The 22,071-nt window shown below is 35.3% G+C and carries 15 protein-coding genes; 11 read left to right on the top strand and 4 right to left on the bottom strand.

Annotated elements, in window-relative coordinates:
• Both DK441_RS03615 and DK441_RS26435 read left to right on the top strand, forming a co-directional pair.
• Positions 1-1,257: a hypothetical protein gene (locus DK441_RS03615; protein ID WP_109097518.1), complete on the top strand. Its 1,257-nt coding sequence runs from the start codon at positions 1-3 to the stop codon at positions 1,255-1,257.
• 214 nt (positions 1,258-1,471) lie between these two features.
• Positions 1,472-1,612: a hypothetical protein gene (locus DK441_RS26435; RefSeq protein WP_160111944.1), complete on the top strand. Its 141-nt coding sequence runs from the start codon at positions 1,472-1,474 to the stop codon at positions 1,610-1,612.
• 403 nt (positions 1,613-2,015) lie between these two features.
• On the opposite strand, the gene DK441_RS03610 is transcribed toward DK441_RS26435, so the two are convergent.
• The 4 genes from DK441_RS03610 to DK441_RS03595 are packed head-to-tail and all read right to left on the bottom strand — an operon-like array spanning position 2,016 to position 9,246.
• Positions 2,016-3,464: an alpha-amylase gene (locus DK441_RS03610; RefSeq protein ID WP_109097517.1), complete on the bottom strand. Its 1,449-nt coding sequence runs from the start codon at positions 3,462-3,464 to the stop codon at positions 2,016-2,018.
• Between the two features lie 28 nt (positions 3,465-3,492).
• Complete coding sequence (locus tag DK441_RS03605; RefSeq protein WP_109097516.1) at positions 3,493-4,605, bottom strand: SusF/SusE family outer membrane protein; 1,113 nt, start codon at positions 4,603-4,605, stop codon at positions 3,493-3,495.
• 31 nt (positions 4,606-4,636) lie between these two features.
• A complete protein-coding gene (locus DK441_RS03600) occupies positions 4,637-6,307 on the bottom strand; it encodes a RagB/SusD family nutrient uptake outer membrane protein (RefSeq protein ID WP_109097515.1) in 1,671 nt (556 codons plus the stop codon).
• An 11-nt stretch (positions 6,308-6,318) separates the two neighbouring features.
• Positions 6,319-9,246: a TonB-dependent receptor gene (locus DK441_RS03595; protein WP_109097514.1), complete on the bottom strand. Its 2,928-nt coding sequence runs from the start codon at positions 9,244-9,246 to the stop codon at positions 6,319-6,321.
• Positions 9,247-9,571: 325 nt separating this feature from the next.
• Between DK441_RS03595 and DK441_RS03590 the strand changes: the two genes are divergently transcribed.
• The 9 genes from DK441_RS03590 (at position 9,572) to gap (ending at position 22,012) form a co-directional block, all read left to right on the top strand.
• Positions 9,572-10,621, top strand: a complete 1,050-nt coding sequence (locus DK441_RS03590; protein WP_370444298.1) for a LacI family DNA-binding transcriptional regulator — start codon at positions 9,572-9,574, stop codon at positions 10,619-10,621.
• A 129-nt stretch (positions 10,622-10,750) separates the two neighbouring features.
• Entirely contained in the window at positions 10,751-12,133 is a 1,383-nt protein-coding gene (locus DK441_RS03585) for an MFS transporter (protein WP_109097513.1), read from the top strand.
• Complete coding sequence (gene pgmB / locus DK441_RS03580; protein WP_109097512.1) at positions 12,133-12,795, top strand: beta-phosphoglucomutase; 663 nt, start codon at positions 12,133-12,135, stop codon at positions 12,793-12,795. The genes DK441_RS03585 and pgmB overlap by 1 nt, the downstream gene beginning before the upstream one ends.
• 119 nt (positions 12,796-12,914) lie before the next feature.
• Complete coding sequence (locus tag DK441_RS03575) at positions 12,915-15,221, top strand: glycoside hydrolase family 65 protein (RefSeq protein WP_109097511.1); 2,307 nt, start codon at positions 12,915-12,917, stop codon at positions 15,219-15,221.
• 198 nt (positions 15,222-15,419) lie between these two features.
• A complete protein-coding gene (locus tag DK441_RS03570) occupies positions 15,420-17,276 on the top strand; it encodes a glycoside hydrolase family 13 protein (RefSeq protein WP_109097654.1) in 1,857 nt (618 codons plus the stop codon).
• A 37-nt stretch (positions 17,277-17,313) separates the two neighbouring features.
• A complete protein-coding gene (locus DK441_RS03565) occupies positions 17,314-18,696 on the top strand; it encodes an alpha-amylase family glycosyl hydrolase (protein ID WP_109097510.1) in 1,383 nt (460 codons plus the stop codon).
• Between the two features lie 297 nt (positions 18,697-18,993).
• Entirely contained in the window at positions 18,994-19,731 is a 738-nt protein-coding gene (locus DK441_RS03560) for a T9SS type A sorting domain-containing protein (protein ID WP_109097509.1), read from the top strand.
• 235 nt (positions 19,732-19,966) lie between these two features.
• A complete protein-coding gene (gene pfkA / locus DK441_RS03555) occupies positions 19,967-20,953 on the top strand; it encodes a 6-phosphofructokinase (RefSeq protein ID WP_109097508.1) in 987 nt (328 codons plus the stop codon).
• Between the two features lie 57 nt (positions 20,954-21,010).
• Entirely contained in the window at positions 21,011-22,012 is a 1,002-nt protein-coding gene (gene gap, locus DK441_RS03550) for a type I glyceraldehyde-3-phosphate dehydrogenase (protein ID WP_074409280.1), read from the top strand.
• Positions 22,013-22,071 lie beyond the last annotated feature (59 nt).

Genomic DNA, 22,071 nt, shown 5'->3' with positions numbered 1-22,071 from the left:
ATGATTACTCAAAATAAAATCTTACTTAGGTTTTTACTGCTCTTTTTTGGATTGTTAACCTTTCCGTTTCCTTTAAATGTTATTCCTAAGTTAGATGCTGTACAAGACCCTATTGTTGATTTATATCATATTATAATTCCCTGGATAGGGAAACATATTTTGCAATTAGATTATGAGATCACTGTTTTTACCAATGGTAGTGGGGATACTACCTATGATTATGTGTTGGTATTATTTTTCGTGGTTGTAGCAGCAATAGCTACCGTTATATGGTCATTTTTTGATAAAAAAGAAAGAAATTACGAGCAACTTAATTATTGGTTTTTGGTATTTCTGCGATATTATGTAGGATACGTAATGCTTTCTTATGGTATGGTAAAGGTAATTCCGTTGCAATTTCGAGAACCTTCATTTTATAGGCTTTTACTACCCTATGGGGAATCTTCTCCTATGGGACTGGTTTGGACGTTTATAGGAGCATCAAAAGGGTATACCATATTTAGCGGACTAGCCGAAGTGATCGGAGGAATATTACTTTTTCATAGAAGAACAGTTGTATTGGGGGGGATGATATTAATATCTGTGTTAGCTAATATTGTGTTGATCAATTTTTGTTATGATGTTCCTGTAAAACTATATTCTTCAGAATTATTTATCATGGTACTTCTTATCATGGCGCCTCACTTAAAACGATTACTTAATGTTATCCTGCTTAATACCCCAACAGTACCTATCCAGTACAAAGAACCATTTACCATAAAAAGACGGCTACAAATAAAAAATGCTGTAAAATGGATTGCTGTAGTTTTTTTCCTTTATTCTACTATTGGAGATGCTATAGAATCCAGCAACAAATACGGACCTAGTGCTCCTAAGCCGCCTTTGTATGGGCTATATGAGGTTACCGATTTTAAAATAAATTCTAAAGAGATCATACCTGTTATTACGGATTCAATCCGATGGAGATACATTGCCATAGAGCGTGTAAAATCTTTGAACCTATATAGAACCAATATGTCTAGTACACGTTATCTGTCAAAAATTGATACGATTGCCAAAAAAATAGAGCTAACACATCGTAAAGATTCTACAAAAGTATATACCTTAAACTACAGTAGAACAGATTCGACAATGCATATCCAAGGTGTTTTTATCAAGGATACGATTGATTGTAAAACAAAAAGATTAGACAAAAAAGACTTTTTACTTACCGGAAGAGGGTTTAACTGGATTAATGAATATCCTTTTAATCGATAAATCATGTAATAATTCCATTTTTAGAAGGTATATGGTAAAAACCATTATCCAATAAACAATAATATTTTTCTAATAATCAATATTTTCATATCCCTTCTAACACCACCGATTAAGCCCTATAAACACTACAATACATAGAAAAAAAACATTTTTGGCATCATGATTGGTATATGTATTCATAACGACAACAAAAATTGAATAAAAACACATTGTTATGGAAAAGAAATTACTATTAAAAAGTGCATATGTTCCTAAGAGGAAAACTGATAATCCTATAGATTGGATGCAATATATCAATGCAAAAACACGAGAAATAAGATACGGTACACATCACCCATTATTGGGTAAAGCTTAGTTTTGGTTATGAATGCATACTATAGATTGGTGTGTTATTTAACCTTACTTAACGTAAATTTGATATAAGGCTTTTCTTGAAAATTCACTTGTCTTCGATAGTTCTGCTGAGCTAGGTCGAAGTACAATTTTCTATCGAAAATCACTCTGACTGACGTAAATTTTCTATAGCCGAACTCACGTTAACAAGAGATAAAGTAGAGTAAAGACTGGGATCCATTGTAAAGCAATAACTTTACTATGGATCCCAGTTCTGTTTTTCAGCGGGATGACAAAAGAAACTGGGATGACAAAAGAGGCTGGGCAAACAAAAGGTTTAAGATGATGATAAAAAAACACAAAAAAAGAGTGCTGAAAAGCACTCTTTTGATGGGTATGGGCTAATTATAAAGAATGATGTATTATTATTCTTTGGTCACAGACCATATGGCATATCCTCCTGCAGGTGCCTGTAGTGTGGCATTACCCTCTGCATCTGTAGTAGGAGTAGCTCTAGAATTATCGGTATAGTCAACCAGGGTTTTGTTTGCCCAGTTGGTTTTTACAACACGTTGTTTTGTTTGCTGGCCAATATTCATGTATAGAATTAGTCCCGGGTTATCACCGCTACCGCTTCTTTTCATGATATACTCATCCTTATTGGCTTCGAGTATTTCTACATCACCAACGGCTAATGTAGTATAGATCTGGATAAGGGTTTTTAGTTGCCCTTTAAAAGCTTCATAATCAAGATAAAAAATAGTTGGATACCCATCATGAGTAAGAATGTAAGAGTAGGCGAGTAGCTTATTATTATAGCTTATTCTATTCTCGGGATTAACATCTTTTTCGGTATCATGATTCGCAACAAAAGTAACAGCATTAGCTGGATCTAGTTTTCTAAGCATATTATCGGCTTCACCTAATGCAGTAAGATCATTTGCTCTGTCGAGGGTTTCGTCTAATCTGTAGAAACATGCAAAATCAAAAGCTGTTGATCCAGATGCATCTACCCAGTCTTTTAGTACCTGTTGGTTTCCATCAAAATTTTCTCCTACTGAGAATCCACCAATTTTAGCATTCCAGGCTTTAACCCATTTAGGATCAAAACTCTTTACATAGTCAAAACGCCATCCATCAAAACCAAGGGTTTTTTTATAGAATTCTGCAACAGAGTCATCTCTACCCCATAACCAATCCTGTACGTATTGTTGATCATGGCAAAGATCTGTTTCGGCAAAAAACAAAGCCTGGTCATCATGATCATGAATATCATTAGGGTGAAAATGCTCGTTAGAACGGTTAAATTTACCAGAGGCATTTCCGTTTGATTCATTAAACAAAGAATATACTTCGGTACCCCCGCGAAAAGGGTTGGCTTGTTTTCCTCCTCCAGAATTATGCCCTATAACGATATCGGCAATCACCTCTATATCATTAGCATGTGCTTTTTGGATAAGATCTTCTAATTCTTGTCTGGATCCGAAACGGGTCTCTATAGTACCATGTTGATCAAACTCACCAACATCAAAATAATCAGAAGGGTCATATCCCATCGAAAAACTTCCCGAAGCACCTTTTCCCGGTGCAGGGAGCCATATTCTATTAATTCCCGACGCTTTATAGTCTTCAATCCTGGTACTTACTTCATTATACCATTCTCCTGCAGGTTCTGTATCCCAATAAAAAGCCTGCATGAATACACCTGCATTTTCTTTCTTACGTTCTGCCAAATCCATTTTTAGAGATTGGCTTGTGATTATGGGTGCAGCATCGTTTGCAGAATCATCATCATCAGAACAACCGGTCAATCCAAAAACCAACCCTCCTAAAAGGAGGATGGTTTTGGTTGATATGTTTTTAATGTTTTTCATTTCAATTTTTTAAGTGAATACTGATTTATTATTGAATGATGAAAACATAGCTTCCGTCTAAATCATTGAACCATACGTTATAGGTTCCCGCAGCTACAGGAATATTAGGACCACCAGGGGTACCGTATCCTGTGATTGCAGTATCTGCACCCCAGTTTACATCCCAGGCGTTATTAGCCCTAAATTTGGCCTCACCGTTGGTTAATACAATGCCATTGATATACCATAAATGTGGATCAAAAGCAGATTGAGTAAGATCAGTATCATTATCCCATCCTCCCGGAGTAGAATCACCAATAATACCAATACCTTGAGCTGTATAATCGGTAGCGCCACTAGCATCAAATGCATTAACGGTATAGGTTAAATCCTGAATGTTTACATCGAGTGTATAATAGCCTTCTGCAGCAACAGAGAATGTATCCGGATCAGAACCAAGGGTCGCACTACTGGCTAAACTACCACCGCTTAATCCCCATTGTGGTTGCCATTCGCCTAATACTTCTAAGAATTTGAAAGCGATGTCACCACCACCTAAAAATTTACCAGTGAATTTAAATACATTCTGGTTACTAGGATCTCTTACTAATGGAGGGTTATTATTATTATTATCCCATCCTGGTGCGGTTGCACTACCTACTAAGAAAAGATCTTTTTGAGGAATGACAGTAGCATAAGGAGTAACCGTTAAAGAGGTTGCATTAGATGGTATAGCGTTTCCTCCATTTGTTCCGATAGAAGAAATCACACGTAGATCTATCGCTCCTTCTTTATCAGGTTCTATACCTAATCCGATGGCAAGGTTGTTAAGCTCTCCAATGGTCCAGTTATAAAAACGATCACTGGTAGTTGCAATAACAGCAGGGTCTAAGGTTGTTTCAAAATTAGTGCCTCCCAGACCGGCTTCTATAGTATAGGTAATAGGGGTACTGATATTATATCCTGCATCTTCCCAAACTAAGGTAAAAGCACGTTGATCTTCTAAATCTTTAACAAGACTAACTGTAGAATTAGCAGTTACAATTAAAGGCCCTTCTGTTTGTTCGTTTTGAATAACAAACGTTGGTTCTTCATCTTCTACACACGCATTGAAGCAAAGTGCAGCGATACATGCAAATAGTAGTATTGATATTTTTTTCATGACTGAGTAAATTAAATTTGTAATCGTTGTTTTAGAATCCAGTATTCTGCCCTAGATTAGGGTTAGCAGCTCTACTGGATGCCGGAACCGGAAATAGTTTAAAATTATCTGAGATTGAAGACCCATTAGGTGTTCCTCCTTTATATCTCCAGTTATAGGTTCCACCGGTATATTTACCATATCGGATTAAATCTTGTCTTCTGTGGGCTTCCCAATATAATTCTCGTGCTCTTTCATCAAGGATAAAATCCAGGGTAAGTTCAGCATCTGTAATATTTCCAGACATATCTCCAAACGCTCTTTCTCTAAGGGCATTTACATACCCCAGGGCAGTAGCTCGATCACCACCACCACTTCTAAGATGAGCCTCTGCGTACATTAAATAAGCATCGGCTAACCTGAATAAAGGAAAATCGGTATCGACAAATCTTACACTTTGTCCGGCTTCACCGGTTGACTTTATATTAGAATATTTAGAAACCAGATATCCTTTAGAGAAATCTGTAAAATCAGAACCAATCTCGATAGGTCTGTCTACAGGAGGATCTGTATTCGCGGGATCAGAACTAATATCCTGAGTCACCAACGTATTTCTATTGTCATTTTGAAAAACAGGATCGGTAACAAATAGCTCAGAGAATTGTTTTCTCGCTCTATACAGTGTAGTAAACCCTTGTACTCCTAATGAAGCAGGAGTAGGTTTAAAACCATCTGCATTTTGTTGCCCCTGGATGATGATTGATGCACCACCAAAGTTTCTTACGTTTGCACCATCACCAACAATAGGAAATATGATTTCGTTTTGAGCACCATTAGCATCATTATCCGCAATAAAGTTATACAGATAATTAGGGGTTAGCGAATACCCACTATTAATAATCTCCTGGGTTGTTTGTACGCATTCTGCATAACGACTATTACCTGCTCCTAAATACACTTCGGCATTTAAATAGATCTTGGCCAAAATCATTTTTGCTACTCCTTTATCAGCACGAGCATAGTTTTGACCAGGATTTACATCTAATAGATCTGCATTTACTTCGACAAGTTCTTTTTCTATATAATCGAATAATGCCTGACCTTTAATCTCCGGTACTCTTATAAATCCTACCTGATCATTTTCTGTTGCAAAAGGAGCACGGCCATACAGATCCATAAGATGGTAGTAAGCTAATGCTCGTAATACGCGAGCTTCTGCTCTAAAGGTTTTAACCTCACTTCTAAGAGCTGCAGATACACCTCTTTCATCTAATTTGGCATCTGTAGTTTGGCGTAAAAATTCATTTGCCAGAGAGATTTCAAAAGTTGCTCTTGCCCAAAAACCAAGGACAATAACATTATTGGCATCCCATGTATTTCTCTGGATTTCACGAATCCCAGGATCATTCTCATAGGTCCATATCACTTCATCGGTAGATACGTCTTGCATACTAAACAAACCACGAATATATTGACTGGTTCCTGCATCGATACCTGCAAGGTTGGATTGGTTAGGATCACCATTAGCATCTACATCAAGACCAACTAATGATAAGTTTGCATATACACCACCAAGGGCTTTAAGGTAATCTTCTCGAGTATTAAATACATCACTCGCTAGTAAATCATCATCATCTTCTAATTCGATATCCAGATCCCCTTCGCAAGAGGTGAAGATACCTATGGATAGAAATGCGTATAAAAAAATCTTATATAATTTCATTTCTTAGTTTTTTAGTATTTATAATTTATTCCTAGTAAGAGTGATCTTCCTCTAGGGAAAATAGTATTATCTACACCGTTATTTTGAATTTCGGGATCTAGCCCAGAATAATCCGTAATAACAAATGCATTCTGTACTCCGGCCCATAATCGAAGACTGGATACTCCTTTCATAAGATTTCTAAGTGTATATCCTAATGTAATGTTATCCATTCGTAGAAAAGAGGCATCCTCTATATAATAATCAGAAAGAATAACATCTGAAGTATTCTGAAAATTAGTATCTACTATTGATGATGGTGTATTATTAAATACGGTTCTAAATATATTACCTCGTTGTGCATTTGAAGAAGCAACATTATTATAAATTTCGTTACCGATATTAGCTCTCATACTAAAGCTAAAATCAAAATCCTTATAACTTACACTAGATTGAAGCCCCATGATTAAGTCTGGAGTACCTTTACCAGAAATATATCGGTCATTATTATTAATGATCCCATCACCATTAAGATCGGCATATGCACCTTCTATAGGTTTGCCATTGGTATTGTAAATTTGTGCATAGGTAAAGAATGAGAACGGAGCCTCTCCTTGTCTATGTATCTGGATAGTATTACCTGTACCACCACCAATACCAGTAGTTAAGATATCCTGGCCAAATGCCAGACTTTCTATTTCTCGGTCTATAAATGTTGCATTATAACTTACATTCCATTTTAGATTGCTATTTCTAATAACATCGGCACTAATAGAAAATTCTATACCTTCTGTTATAAACTTACCGATGTTCTGAAATCCTTGATTAGAAAAGTTAGCAGCATCGGGGATGGGTGCCTGAGAAAGTAAATCATCAGATTCTTTTCTAAATACATCGATGGCACCACTAATTCTATCGTTCCAGAATCCGTAATCTAAACCAATGTTATATTCGGTTATTTTTTCCCATTCGATATCTTCATTTCTAAATTGTGGCTGTACAATATTGATAAGCTCTCCATCAAGAATATATTGTGTAAGAGGACTACTTCTTCTGTATCGCTCCAGGTATGCATAAGCTTGATCGATATCTTGCTGACCAGTTATACCATATCCCAAACGTAATCGTAAATTACTTACGGTAGAAGAGTTTCTAAGGAAATTCTCTTCGCTTATTTGCCACCCAAAAGATGCCGAAGGAAAATATCCCCATCTGTTATCTTCTCCAAATCGGGAAGTACCATCTCTACGTATAGAAGCGGTTAAAAAGTATCTGTCATTAAATTTTAAGTTGGTTCTTAAGAAATATGCCAGTAATACCTCGTCTGGATCAATGGTTCTTTCTGGGACATTACCCGGATCACGTTGATCTCCTGTTTCATACTTATCTAATTCGAATTTTTGATATGAGTATCCTCCTGTAGCTTCGATGTCTAATCGCCCAAGAGTTTTGTTATAGGTAAGGTAAGCATCCAGAAGTCGGTTTTTTACTAATAGATCTGTATCTGATTTGAAACCTAAAAATTCTCCTTGTGTAGCATTAAAACCGGTTGCACTTTCGGTAGAACGTTCCTGGAATCTGTCTGTTTCGCTATCATCTATTCCCAGGTTTACTACAGCGCGTAGATCGGGAAAGAAGTGTAATTGGTAATCCAGTTTTATATTTCCGAAGTACCGTCTTACATTAGCGATCTCTTTTGTTTGTAAAAGTTGAGCCAGAGGGTTTCTCTGAACGTTGCTTGAGGCAAATCCAGTACTAGAATCTCGGTATTCAAAAAAACCTCCGTAGGGAGAACTTGAGTCAAGGACTGGCTGAGTTGGATCAAAAGTAATAGCCGCCCCTTCTACACCTGGCGCAAACCGGTTTTTTTCAAAGTTTAAGTTAGCGTTTACATCTATTTTTAGATGGTTATTAAATAATCTTGGGTTTAAAGAAAGAGATGTTGTAGTTCTTTCAAATTTAGATGTTTTTCTTAGCCCTTCCTGATCTGATCTTCCTATGGCAACTCTTGTAGGTAAGACTTGCATAAGAGAACCACTTACAGATAAGTTATGATCTGTAGAAAAAGCTGTTCTGTAAATTTCATCTTGCCAATCTGTATTCGCAGTACCCAAATCTGTAACACGAGTTGGGAAATTTTCTGCAATAAATGCTCTATACTCATCTGCAGAGAAAACATCTACTGTTTCATGTGCACGAGTAGCACTGGTTTTAGAATCTAAACTGATCTGTAAGTTCTTTTTCCCTTTTTTGGTGGTGATAATGATTACACCATTTGCACCACGGTTACCATAGATGGCAGCTGCCGATGCATCTTTAAGAATAGAAAAAGACTCAATATCGTTGGGGTTGATTGAGGAAAGAATAGATCTTGAACCATTGGCTAAATCTCCTGGATCATTTAGAGGTAAGCCATCTACAACAATTAGTGGATCATTAGATGCGTTTAATGATGCACCACCTCTGATTCTGATTTCAGAATTAGCGGCAGGACCACCATTAGTGTTAATGGATACACCTGCAACTCGACCGTTAAATAGATTTTCGGGAGTAACATTGTTACCCGTATTGAAATCCTCTGATGTAACCAAAGCAACAGACCCTGTTAGATCTTTCTTTCTGGTTGCACCATACCCGATTAGTACTACCTGCTCGAGTTCTGCAGCATCTTCTTCTAATGTGATAGCAATAGTGGCCTGACCACTATATACCATTTCTTGAGGTATAAATCCAACATAAGAGAATACAATAATATCCTCATTGTTAACATTGTTTATAGTATAGTTACCATCAAAATCAGAAGTTGTTCCGTTTGTGGTTCCTTTAACAATGATATTTACACCAGGAATGGGCTGACCACTTCCAGCATCAGTAACTGTCCCATTAACAGTTGACTGTGCAAAAAAGCTCATTGGTATCAACCATAATAAAAACAATGCGCTTTTGGTAAATGTTTTCATAAAATTAAATTAGTTTTTGATTGTTTTACGTCTTATATTTTCACTTTCTGCAACCAAAGTATGTAAATTTTGTGTTAATTTTTTGTCAAGTTGTAGTCCGAACCTTACGCAAACGTTTGCGTGTGGAAAACTTTTAGAATTCTATCAAAATTTTAAGTATAATTCTGGCCATATGGCATATTTTGATGCTTACATTTGATTTTTAACTAAAAACTCAGATGACTTCTATAAGATACGGATAATGAAAAGGCTGTACATATTGATTGAGGATAATTAAACATGTTTTTATAGTACATTTCATGTAGATTTATATCAGGTCGATCTGATGATAAAAACAATAAAAGGAATAAGGATGAAGAGAAAAGTTACATTAAAACAAATAGCAAAGGAGCTGGATGTTTCTATTTCTACAGTATCTAAAGCATTAAAAGATAGTGCAGAGATAAGTTTAGATACCAGGCAAAAGGTAAAAGCCTTTGCTAAGCTATACAATTACAAGCCTAATAATATAGCGTTAAGCCTTAAGAATAGGAAAACTAAGACCATTGGTGTTATTATTCCAGAAATTGTGCATCACTTTTTTACGACTGTAATTGGCGGGGTAGAGAAGGTGGCCAATGAAAAAGGATACAATGTAATCATATGTTCGTCTAACAACTCTTTTGATAAAGAGGTTATTAATTTAGAAATGTTGGCCAGTGGGAGTGCCGATGGATTTATCCTGTCTGTAGCCAAAGAAACACAGCTTAAAAAGGATTATCACCATATCGAAGAGACGATGAGCCAGGGAATGCCTGTTGTACTTTTTGATAGAATTATTGATGAGGTGGTATGTGATAAAGTGATTATAGATGATGCCAAAGGAGCTCAAACCGCTACAAATCACCTGCTTTCTATTGGATGTAAGAAAATAGCCATTCTTACTACGGTAGATTATATAAGTGTAGGTAAATTAAGAACTAATGGGTACCTAAGAGCATTAAGAGCTTATGATATTCCTGAAAAAGAAGAACTTATTCTTAAAATAGAGGATATCGATAATTGTGAAACCGAAATTTCGGATTTCTTACTAGATAAGGATATAGATGCTGTTTTTGCAGTAAATGAATTATTTGCAGTTACAGCAGCCAAAGTTCTTGATGCGCAAGGTAAAAAAGTCCCTGATGATATCGCTATTATTGGTTTTACCGATGGTATTCTTTCTAAACATTTTATCCCAAGCTTAACTACGATAAGCCAGCATGGAGAAGATATGGGGATACGAGCAGCAAAACTTCTTATCGATAAATTAGAAGGGGATGATGCTGTAACAGAGGAGTATAGAACAGTTATTATTGATACAAGTCTGATTGAAAGAAAATCGACAAAAAAATAAGGAGAGGCTATTTTAATTAAAAAATTATAATATCTTTGACCTCGATCAAGACTTATATTTTCACTTTCTACTAAAATAAGTTTTGATAAGTAGTTTCGCTTATCATAGTAATAATTAAACATTTACTTGATGAACAAGCGTAAATTAAGTTTCTGGGAAATTTGGAACATGAGTTTTGGTTTTCTGGGAATTCAATTCGGTTTTGCACTGCAAGGCGGATTTATGTCTAGAATTTTCCAAACCTTAGGCGCAGAAAAAGACGCAATACCTTTATTATGGATTGCAGCTCCTTTGACAGGTCTTTTGGTTCAACCGATTATAGGATACTTAAGTGATCGTACTTGGAGCCCAAGATGGGGTCGACGCAGACCTTACTTCTTAATTGGAGCCGTACTAAGTTCTATAGCGCTGTTTTTGGTACCTCATTCCCCGGTTTTATGGGTAGCAGCAGGATTTTTATGGATTCTGGATGCTTCTATAAATATTTCTATGGAACCCTTTAGGGCTTTGGTAGCAGATAAATTACCAGAATCTCAACGATCATACGGATTTGTTACTCAAACACTTATTATAGGTATTGGGACCTGGGTAGCCAGTAATTTACCTTGGATGATTTCTCAAATGGGAGTAAGTGACGCCGCTCCAAACGGCGTGATCCCAATGTCGGTAAAAATAGCTTTTGCTATTGGAGCTTTTGTTTTTCTTGCAAGTATTCTGTATACCGTTTTTACAACTTCTGAATATCCTCCCGAGGATATGGAAGAATTTAAACTAGAAAAGAAGAAAAAGAACCAATTTATACCTGATATTTTGAATAATATCGGTAGTATGCCTCTTACTATGAAAAAACTTGGGCTTGTCCAGTTTTTTAGTTGGTTTGCCTTTTTTACCATGTGGAGTCTTGCAAATCCAGCATTAACAGAACATGTGTTTGATACTCCCGCACCAGTCGAATCAACATTTAATATGGATATCCCAGAATCGGCTGCAGCATTCGAAAAAGCAAATACAGCATTTCAAAAATCATCTAACGAAGTAGGTCGATATATGGGAATGTATGGATTGTCTTCCATGGCTTTTGCTTTGATATTAACTTTTTATACTTCGAGAAAAAGAATTAATAGAAAATGGGTTCACCTGGGATCTCTGGTTTTAGGAGGTTTCGGTTTTATATCGATGTATTTTATCCCTTCGCCAGAATGGTTATTTCTCTCTTTTACTTTGGTAGGTTTTGCCTGGGGGAGTATTCTATCGATGCCATACGCGATGTTATCAAGTGCAGTAGACCCTAAAAAAATGGGAGTGATTATGGGAATATTTAACATGTTTATTGTTATCCCCCAAATTATTGCAGCCGTAGGCGGAGTTAATTTTGCTTATAAACTTATAGGAAACGAAACGATTAATGCAATGCTGGTAGCAGGAATAAGTTTGATCATTGCAGGAATGTGTAATTTATTAATTGTTAATAAAGATGCAATAACGTATAACCCAAAAGGCGAGATAGAGTAATGAAGAAAGCATTTATATTTGATCTTGATGGTGTTATTGTTGATACTGCAAAATACCATTTTTTGGCCTGGCAAAAACTAGCCGATAGTCTTGGGATTTCTTTTTCTGAAGAACAGAATGAACAACTTAAAGGAGTGAGTAGAGTACAATCGTTAGAAAAGATTCTGGAGTGGGGAAACAAAACCATATCTGAAGAAAAATTTAGTCGATTGATGTCTGAAAAAAATGAAGAGTATCTTACTTATATCTCTGGGATGGATGCTAGTGAAATCCTACCCGATGTACCGAGAATTTTAGAATACCTCATTTTAGAGAACCAGGCAATAGCCTTGGGTTCTGCAAGTAAGAATGCCAGGGCGATTTTAGAAAAAGTACAACTCTATGATAAATTTAATACTATCGTAGATGGTACTAATGTTTCTAAAGCAAAACCAGATCCCGAAGTATTTTTATTAGGTGCCAAAGCATTGGGGATCTCACCAGAAAACTGTATTGTATTCGAAGATTCTGTTGCCGGAATTAAGGCTGCAAATATCGCCAATATGATTAGTATTGGTATTGGTAATCAAGAAGTACTACACGAGGCAGATTACATTTTTAGAGATTTTACAGAAATAAAAGAAGAATTTATAAATCAATTGGTCACGGCCAAAAAAGTTTAGTAAAATATAAAAGCCATAGCAATTCATCCTAAAGATTTAGGATAAAAAATTCATGGCATGTTTTAGACAGATCTATATCAATACAGGTCTGATTACTAAAAACGAATAAAAAAGAATAGATGAATCAGGATTATATAAAACCAGATAACTGGTCAATTATTGAAGAAGGGTTTGATGTAGAACGAGTTAAGTCATCAGAAAGCCTTTTTAGTATTGGTAATGGAGCAATGGGGCAGCGCGCCAATTTTGAAGAAACATATACTGGTCCTACTTTTCAGGGAAGCTATATCGCAGGAGTGTATTACCCCGATAAAACCAGAGTAGGTTGGTGGAAAAATGGATATCCAGAGTATTTTGCCAAAGTACTGAATGCACCAAACTGGATCGGTATCGATATAGAAGTTGATGGAGAGAAACTGGATTTATATACATGTAAATCAGTAACCAATTTTAGAAGAGAATTAAATATGAAAGAAGGTTGGTATCAACGTTCGTTTCATGCTGTTTTACCAAATAATATAGAAGTATCTGTTATTTCTACACGTTTTCTAAGCCTGGACCTGGATGAAGTAGGTGCAATTAAATATGAAGTGACTCCCGTGAATCAGGAAGCTACTATAGTATTGATACCATATTTGGATTCGGGAATTATGAATGAAGATACCAATTGGGACGATAAGTTTTGGGATACCTATAATCTGGCACACGAAGAAAATGCTGCATATATCCTATCTAAAACCATGAAAACAGAGTACCATGTGTGTACAGGAATGTCTAATCAGGTATTTGTTAATGGTATACAAAAAGATATATCTCCCAAAGTAGAGGCGAATGGCACATATATACATCTAAAATATACAATTCAGATTCGTAAAGGAGAAACAGCAGGCCTTACAAAATTTGGAGGATATACAGTATCTCTTAATCATAAAGAAGAAGATCTGCAAGCGACTAGCAAAGCTATACTTAAGCAGGCTTCAGAATCTGGATTTAATACACTTTTAAATTTACAAAAGAAGGCATGGTCGAGCATATGGGAAATGGCCGATATTGTAATCGAAGGTGATGTAAAAGCACAACAGGGAATTCGGTTTAATATTTTTCAACTCAACCAAACATACCTTGGTAAAGATGCAAGACTAAATATCGGGCCCAAAGGGTTTACAGGCGAGAAATATGGTGGAAGTACATATTGGGATACAGAAGCGTATTGTATTCCGTTTTATATGGTTACCAAAGATCAGGGTGTGGCACGTAATCTATTAACCTATCGTTATAACCACCTCGAAAAAGCTATAGAGAATGCAGAAAAACTTGGTTTTGCCAATGGTGCTGCATTATATCCTATGGTAACTATGAATGGCGAAGAATGCCATAATGAGTGGGAAATCACCTTTGAAGAAATACATCGCAATGGCGCAATGACATTTGCTATCTATAACTATGTTAGGTACACCGGTGATTATACGTATGTTACAGAAAAGGGATTAGAAGTTATGATTGCGATTGCTCGTTTCTGGCATCAAAGAGCAACATTTTCTACCGAAAAAAATAAATATGTGATCCTTGGCGTCACAGGACCTAATGAATACGAAAATAATGTCAATAACAATTGGTATACGAATTACCTGGCAAAATGGTGTATCGAATATTGTATAGAAAATATTGATAGAATAAAAACCCAATATACAAGTGACTATCACAGGATTATAAAAAAGACCAATTTAGATCAGGAAGAGATTAATGCAATGTTGGAAGTAGCTGATAAGATGTATTTTCCATATTCAGAAAAATACCAGGTATACTTACAACAGGATGGATTTCTTGATAAAGAATTGATTACAGTAGATAATTTAGACAGGTCACAACGTCCTATTAATCAAAAGTGGAGTTGGGATCGAATATTGCGCTCTCCTTATATCAAACAAGCAGATACGCTTCAGGGGTTTTATATGTTCGAAGATCAATTTACCAAAGAAGAATTAACACGACATTTTGATTTCTATGAACCATTTACAGTACACGAATCTTCACTTTCACCATGTGTTCATAGTATACAGGCAGCTACTTTAGATAGAATGGATCAGGCCTATACTTTTTACCTGAGAACTTCAAGGCTAGACCTGGATGATTATAATAAGGAAGTTGAAGAAGGATTGCATATCACGAGTATGGCAGGTACATGGATGAGTATTGTTGAAGGATTTGGAGGTCTTAGAATTAAGAATGATACCTTGTCTTTTTCTCCTAAAATTCCTAAAGAATGGAAAGGGTATACCTTTAATGTAAATTTCAGAAATCAAATTCTTAAAGTAAAAGTATCTCAAGAAGGAACATCGTTTACTCTTGAAGGTACTAAGGAATTATTAATTTATGTAGATAATAAGGAGTTTAAAATTTCTCCCAACAGTTTGATCACTGTATAAATCATTGCTTAGAAATAGATTTTAGTAATAAATTTTGCCCCCCGACCTTTTCTAGAGAGCAGAGTCGAGCTGTAATAAGATGAATGAACCCTACTTTATCGACTCTGCTTAATAGAAATAGCAATGCTTTTTTGCTGGACCGATTGTTTTCAAAAAAGTGATTGCATAAACATTTCTATAACTATAAAATATTTAAAAATGAAAAGTAAACTAATTGTTCTGTTTTCCTTTTGCCTGGTTGCTTTAACACAAGCTCAGGTAGAAAAAATGGAACCTCCATTTTGGTGGAGTGCTATGCATCAGGACGAACTTCAGATACTGTGCTACGGAAAAGGTATTGCTAAATATAATGTAGAGAGTAAAGACATAACGATTAGCGATATTACCAAAACCGAAAACCCAAACTATCTGTTTATAACTCTGGATACCAAAGAGGTTGAAGCTGGTACAGTTTCAATTGATTTTAAAGAGAATGGTAATGTAGTATTTTCTCAACCTTATCAATTTAAATCCAGGAGAGCAAATTCTGCAGAAAGAAAAGGCTTTGATAGTAGCGATGTGATGTATTTAATCATGCCGGATCGGTTTGCAAATGGTAATCCTGAGAATGATTCTCATAAGGATACGGTAGAAAAAGCAGATCGTTCTAATCCCGGCGGGCGCCATGGAGGCGATATTCAGGGAGTAATTGATCATTTGGATTACCTTAAAGATTTGGGAGTTACAGCATTATGGAGTACTCCATTACTAGAAGATAACGAACCAACATATTCGTATCATACCTATGCACAAAGTGATTTATATAGCATAGATCCAAGATATGGAACCAATGAAGATTATAAACGACTAGCCTCAGAAATGCATAAACAGGATATGAAACTGGTTATGGATTATGTGACAAATCATTGGGGATCTAAGCATTGGATGATAAAGGATTTACCAACCAAAGACTGGATACACCAATGGCCAGAAGGTTTCAGACGTAGTAATTATCGTATGACTACCCAATTTGATGATAATGCTTCACAAATAGATAGTAAAGGGTGTATGAACGGGTGGTTTGATATGACCATGCCAGATATGAATCAAAGTAATCCTTTGTTACTTAAGTATATTACCCAAAATGCAATTTGGTGGATAGAATATGCAGATCTGGATGGTTTTAGAGTAGATACCTATTCTTATAATGATAAAGATGGAATAGCCAAATGGACCAAAGCAATTATGGACGAATATCCTAATTTTAATATTGTAGGAGAAGTATGGATGCACAATCAGTCACAGATAGCATATTGGCAAAAAAATAGTAAAATCGCAGCTATCGATAACTACAATTCTCACCTACCGTCGGTAATGGATTTTACGCTTCATGATGCCATTACAGTATTATTTAACGAAGACGAAAATTCTTGGGATAAGGGAATGATAAGAGCATATAATAACTTTACAAATGATTTTCTATATCCAGATATCAACAATATTCTGTTATTTGCCGGAAATCATGATACAAATCGTATTAATGAAATATATCAAGGAGATATTGATATCTATAAAATGGTGATGACTTTGATATTTACCACTCGTGGTATCCCTCAAATTTATTATGGCGATGAAATAGGTATGTTGGGCAATCGCGATAAAAAAGGCGATGGTGATATTCGTAGAGATTTTCCTGGCGGATGGCCGGGAGATACAAAAAATGCCTTTTTATCTTCAGAAATAAAAAATGGAAGAACTAATGACCAGGAAGCATTTCATTCTTTTACCAGTAAAGTGTTAAAATGGAGGCAAAAAGCAGCTGTAATTCATACCGGGAAACTATTACAATTTATTCCTTTTGATAATGTATATGTATACTTCAGATATAATGAAGAGAAAAGTGTAATGGTAATTATTAATAATAGCTTAAAAGATCAAAAATTAGACGTCGCCCGATTCAAAGAAGGTATAAAAAACTATAGTGTAGGAACCGATATTATTACTGATTCTAATATAGACATCACCGAGGATTTTAGCATACCTGCCAAAACATCAATGATACTGGATTTAAAATAAAATATAACCACAAATAACCACCTATAAATTTAATTAAATGAAAAAGATAATCTTAAGTCTTACAGTAATTGGAATTCTATTTTCCTGCGGAAAGACAACAAAAGAAGAAACCACTGCCAAGACTGAAACTCAGGAAGTAATAAAAGAAGCACTTCCATCGGTTAGCGATGCCATGATGGAAAATGCAGTTATTTATGAAGCTAATATTCGTCAATACTCTGAAGAAGGTACCTTTAGTGCATTTACCAAAGATATCCCCGTTCTTAAAAAACTAGGCGTTAAAGTATTGTGGATAATGCCGATATATCCTATCTCTACAACCAAAAGTAAAGGATCATTAGGAAGTTATTATGCAGTATCTGATTACACAAAGGTGAATCCGGAATTTGGTACTATCGAAGATTTTAGAACATTGATAAAAACAGCGCATGATAACGGAATCTACGTGATTTTGGATTGGGTAGCTAACCACACCGGCTGGGATCATATTTGGTTAAAAGAACATCCCGAATATTATACCAAAGATAAAAATGGAGCTATCACACATACCGAAGGTACAGATTGGACCGATGTAGCAGATCTTAATTATGACAATCAAGAGATGCGTGAGCAGATGAAAAATGATATGTTGTATTGGTTAAAAGAAGAAGGTGTAGATGGTTTTAGATGTGATGTGGCGGGAATGGTTCCTGTAGATTTTTGGGATAAAACCGTAGCAGATTTTAAAAAGATTAAACCCGTATTTATGCTGGCAGAAGGTTGGGAGCCCGAATTATTAGAAAATGCCTTTGATATGGGATATGGATGGGATACGCATCATAAAATGAATGATATCGCTCAGGGAAAAGCTAATGTTACCGAATGGGATAAAAGAATGGCCCAGATAGATACCATGTATGCAAAAGATGATATTTTAATGAACTTTACATCAAACCATGATGAAAACTCCTGGAATGGTACTGTAGAAGAAAGAATGGGAGATGCGAAAGAGATGCTAGCAGCACTTACATATCTTGCACCAGGTATGCCCTTGATTTATTCTGGACAGGAATATGATATGGATAAACGCCTTCTGTTTTTTGAAAAGGATACGATTATAAAAAAACAAGGTAAGTTTTTCCCGTTATATGAAAAATTAGGAGCACTAAAAAATACAAACCCTGCATTGCATGGTGGTAAAAATGCTGCTTCATATACTCGTATTAAAACTTCGGATGATACTGGTATATTAGCATTTTTAAGAGAAAAAGACGGTCATAAAGTGATCTTTATTGCAAATATGACGAAGCAACCAATAAAATTTACTTTGGCATATGAAGGAAAGTTTACAGATTACCTTTCCAGAGAAATCATAGAAGCATCATCTGGTACAGCATATGAGTTTGCTGCATGGCAATATCAGGTTTTGATTGAAGAATAATATGGTTATAGAGTCTAGAGCTAAAATATAAGTTATTTTAAGGGAAATTATTAGTTAATAAAAGATTAAAAATTTGTTTTTAAACTAATTTAGGTTACATGATTTTTGTTGTTTAATCTATTGATTATTAGTTTTTTAAAACATTGTTTTGATCAAGAAATAAGGAGGTTTGTTCTTTTTTTTACTGTTATCCCATATGCTAATTTTTGAGGTTTGTAGTATCTTAGGAAAACGTTGTTTTGTACCAAACTAACAAGAAAAACAACTCACTTTTTTAATTCTTAAAACCTTTACATTATGAAATCTCTTAAAACTATTTTTTTAACAATTTTAGCTACTTTTTGCCTTGTGGTAGTACAGGGACAGGTAAAAATAGGGCAAGGTGTTAGCTCTACAAATGATTGGATTGATTATAATACTCATAACACGGCAGGAATCTATGTAGATGTAAATACAGCGGCATGTGGTTTTCAAACAACACCTCACTATCTGGTAACCCTGGAGTCTATTAGTAATAAGGGGTATCAATGGAATGTCTCTGGAACTTCGTCTATTTATAATGCTACACCTACGGGATTTAGAGTATATCTAAGATGGACAGATGCGCCTTCAGATTTGCCAACGGTTGGATCACATAATTTTCCAAACCCGTTAAGAGCAAGTACAGCAAAGAATAGAGAATGGGTAATTCGATGGACTGGAATAGAAATGAAGGATTGTGGTAAATCTGCAACAGGAAGTTCTACAGGAGAAATATTTTCTGGAGCTAATGGCCCTGAAGAAAATAAAATGTCTTTAGAATCGGGTACACCCAATATAAATAGCCTGAAGGTATTCCCTAATCCTGGAAAGGAAAGAGTAGTTATCCAATATTCTGGTTTTATCAAGAAGAGTGAAATTTATGATTTAAACTCTAGACTATTAGGTGTTTCTACTACTAATTCTATTAACATTAAAAAATTACCAAAAGGAAACTATATAATAAAGATATATATAGAGGACGATAAGGTAATTACTAAACAATTTGTAAAATAATCCTCGATAGGGAATATTTAAAATTAGTAGTGTTAATTTACAAAAACGACTTGCTATTGCGGGTCGTTTTTATTTTTTTACAATTTTAAGCATATTAATTTATTTTTAATGTAATGTAGAAATATGTGTTAAAATAATACATTTTTTGTCAGTAAATGCTGAATTTATTAACCGAAAACGTTTTAGTTTTTGGGCAAATTAGGTTATTACTATCAATAACGATAGATTTGGCTCAATGACAAAAAAAGTTAAAAATATAGCCGTACTAACTTCTGGAGGAGATGCTCCCGGAATGAATGCAGCAATTCGTGCCGTAGTTCGGGCGTGTAGCTATTATGACGTAAAATGTTTTGGTATTTATAAAGGATATGAAGGCCTTATTAATAATGAAGTCGAAGTATTAAATGCACGATCTGTTCGTAATGTTATAAATAAAGGAGGAACTTTTCTTAAATCTGCCCGTTCAAAAGAATTTAGAACTATAGAAGGCAGGCAGAAAGCATATGAAAATCTGGTTAAAAATAATATCGATGCACTTGTTATAATTGGTGGTGACGGAAGCTTTACAGGAGCTTTAAAATTATCAGAAGAATTTAATTTTCCGGTAGTAGGTATCCCTGGGACTATCGATAATGATATTAACGGTACAGATTATACTATAGGATACGATACCGCCTTAAATACGGTAGTAGAGGCAATTGATAAGATTAGAGATACTGCAAGTTCTCATAATAGATTGTTTTTAATCGAAGTAATGGGGCGTGATGCAGGAGATATCGCTTTAAATGCTGGAATTGGAGCAGGAGCAGAGGAAATTTTAATTCCCGAAGAAGATATGGGAGTAGAGCGACTTATAGAGTCGCTAAGAAAAAGTAAGAAAACCGGGAAAACCTCTAGTATTATTGTAGTAGCAGAAGGGGACAAATCGGGCAAGAATATTTTTGAGCTAGGAGAATATGTCGAAGAAAATCTTAATGATTACGAAGTAAGAGTATCTGTATTAGGACATATCCAGAGAGGTGGACCACCAAGTTGTTATGATCGTGTATTAGCAAGTAAACTTGGAGTAGGAGCAGTCGAAGCATTATTAGAGGGTAAAAGTGAAGTAATGATTGGGATTGTTCATAAGGTGGTTACTATTGTACCTCTTAAAACTGCATTAGATAAAAGGCCTCATAAACATGATGGATTAATAAAAGTAGCAGATATCACTTCTGTATAATTTTGAATAGTATAACCACAGTCAGTATAAATTAATAAAACAACTAAATTTTTAAATATGAGTACGTTAAAAATTGGAATTAACGGTTTCGGTAGAATTGGAAGAATTGCTTTTAGAATTGCTTCTAAACGTGATAATGTAGAGATAGTAGCGATTAATGACTTATTAGATGTAGAGCATTTAGCTTATTTATTAGAATATGATTCGGTACACGGGAAATTTGATGAGACTATCGAAGTCAAAAATGGTAACCTTGTTGTCAATGGAAAAGAAATTCGAGTAACCGCCGAACGTAATCCAGAAGACCTAAAATGGGGTGCTGTAGGAGTAGATGTAGTTATGGATTGTACAGGAATCTTCACAACATTAGGGACGGCAGATGCTCATCTTAAAGCTGGAGCTAAGAAAGTAGTGATTTCTGCTCCTTCAAAAGATGCTCCAATGTTTGTAATGGGAGTAAATCATAACGATGTAAAAGCTTCTGATACCATTGTTTCTAATGCTTCATGTACTACAAATTGTTTAGCTCCGTTAGCAAAAGTTATAGATGATAATTTTGGTATAGAAGAAGGGTTGATGACCACAGTACACGCTTCTACAGCTACACAGTCTACGGTAGATTCTCCATCGAGAAAAAACTATAGATTAGGACGTAGCGCATTAAATAATATCATTCCTTCTACTACAGGAGCTGCGGTAGCAGTTACCAAAGTAATTCCTGCTTTAAAAGGAAAATTAACAGGTATGGCATTTAGAGTACCTACAGTAGATGTTTCTGTAGTAGACCTTACTGTAAAAACTAAAAAGTCGGTTTCTTATGAAGAACTTAAGGCTGTTGTAAAGAAAGCTTCAGAGAATGAATTAAAAGGTATTCTCGGATATACAGAAGAAGCTGTAGTATCTCAGGATTTTGTGGGAGAATCACAAACCTCTGTGTTTGATGCTAATGCAGGAATAGCACTGAATGAGAATTTCTTTAAGCTGATATCCTGGTATGATAATGAATTTGGATATTCTACGAAGTTGGTTGATTTATCAATGCATGTAGGTAATTTATAAAGTATTATATAACGTATAGTATTAGCTATCTGAGCGTAATTAAAAATAGTAATTAGAAT

The sequence above is a fragment of the Aquimarina sp. AU58 genome (assembly GCF_900312745.1).
Classification (GTDB): Bacteria; Bacteroidota; Bacteroidia; order Flavobacteriales; family Flavobacteriaceae; genus Aquimarina; species Aquimarina spinulae.
This window is presented reverse-complemented; position numbering and strand designations above follow the sequence as displayed.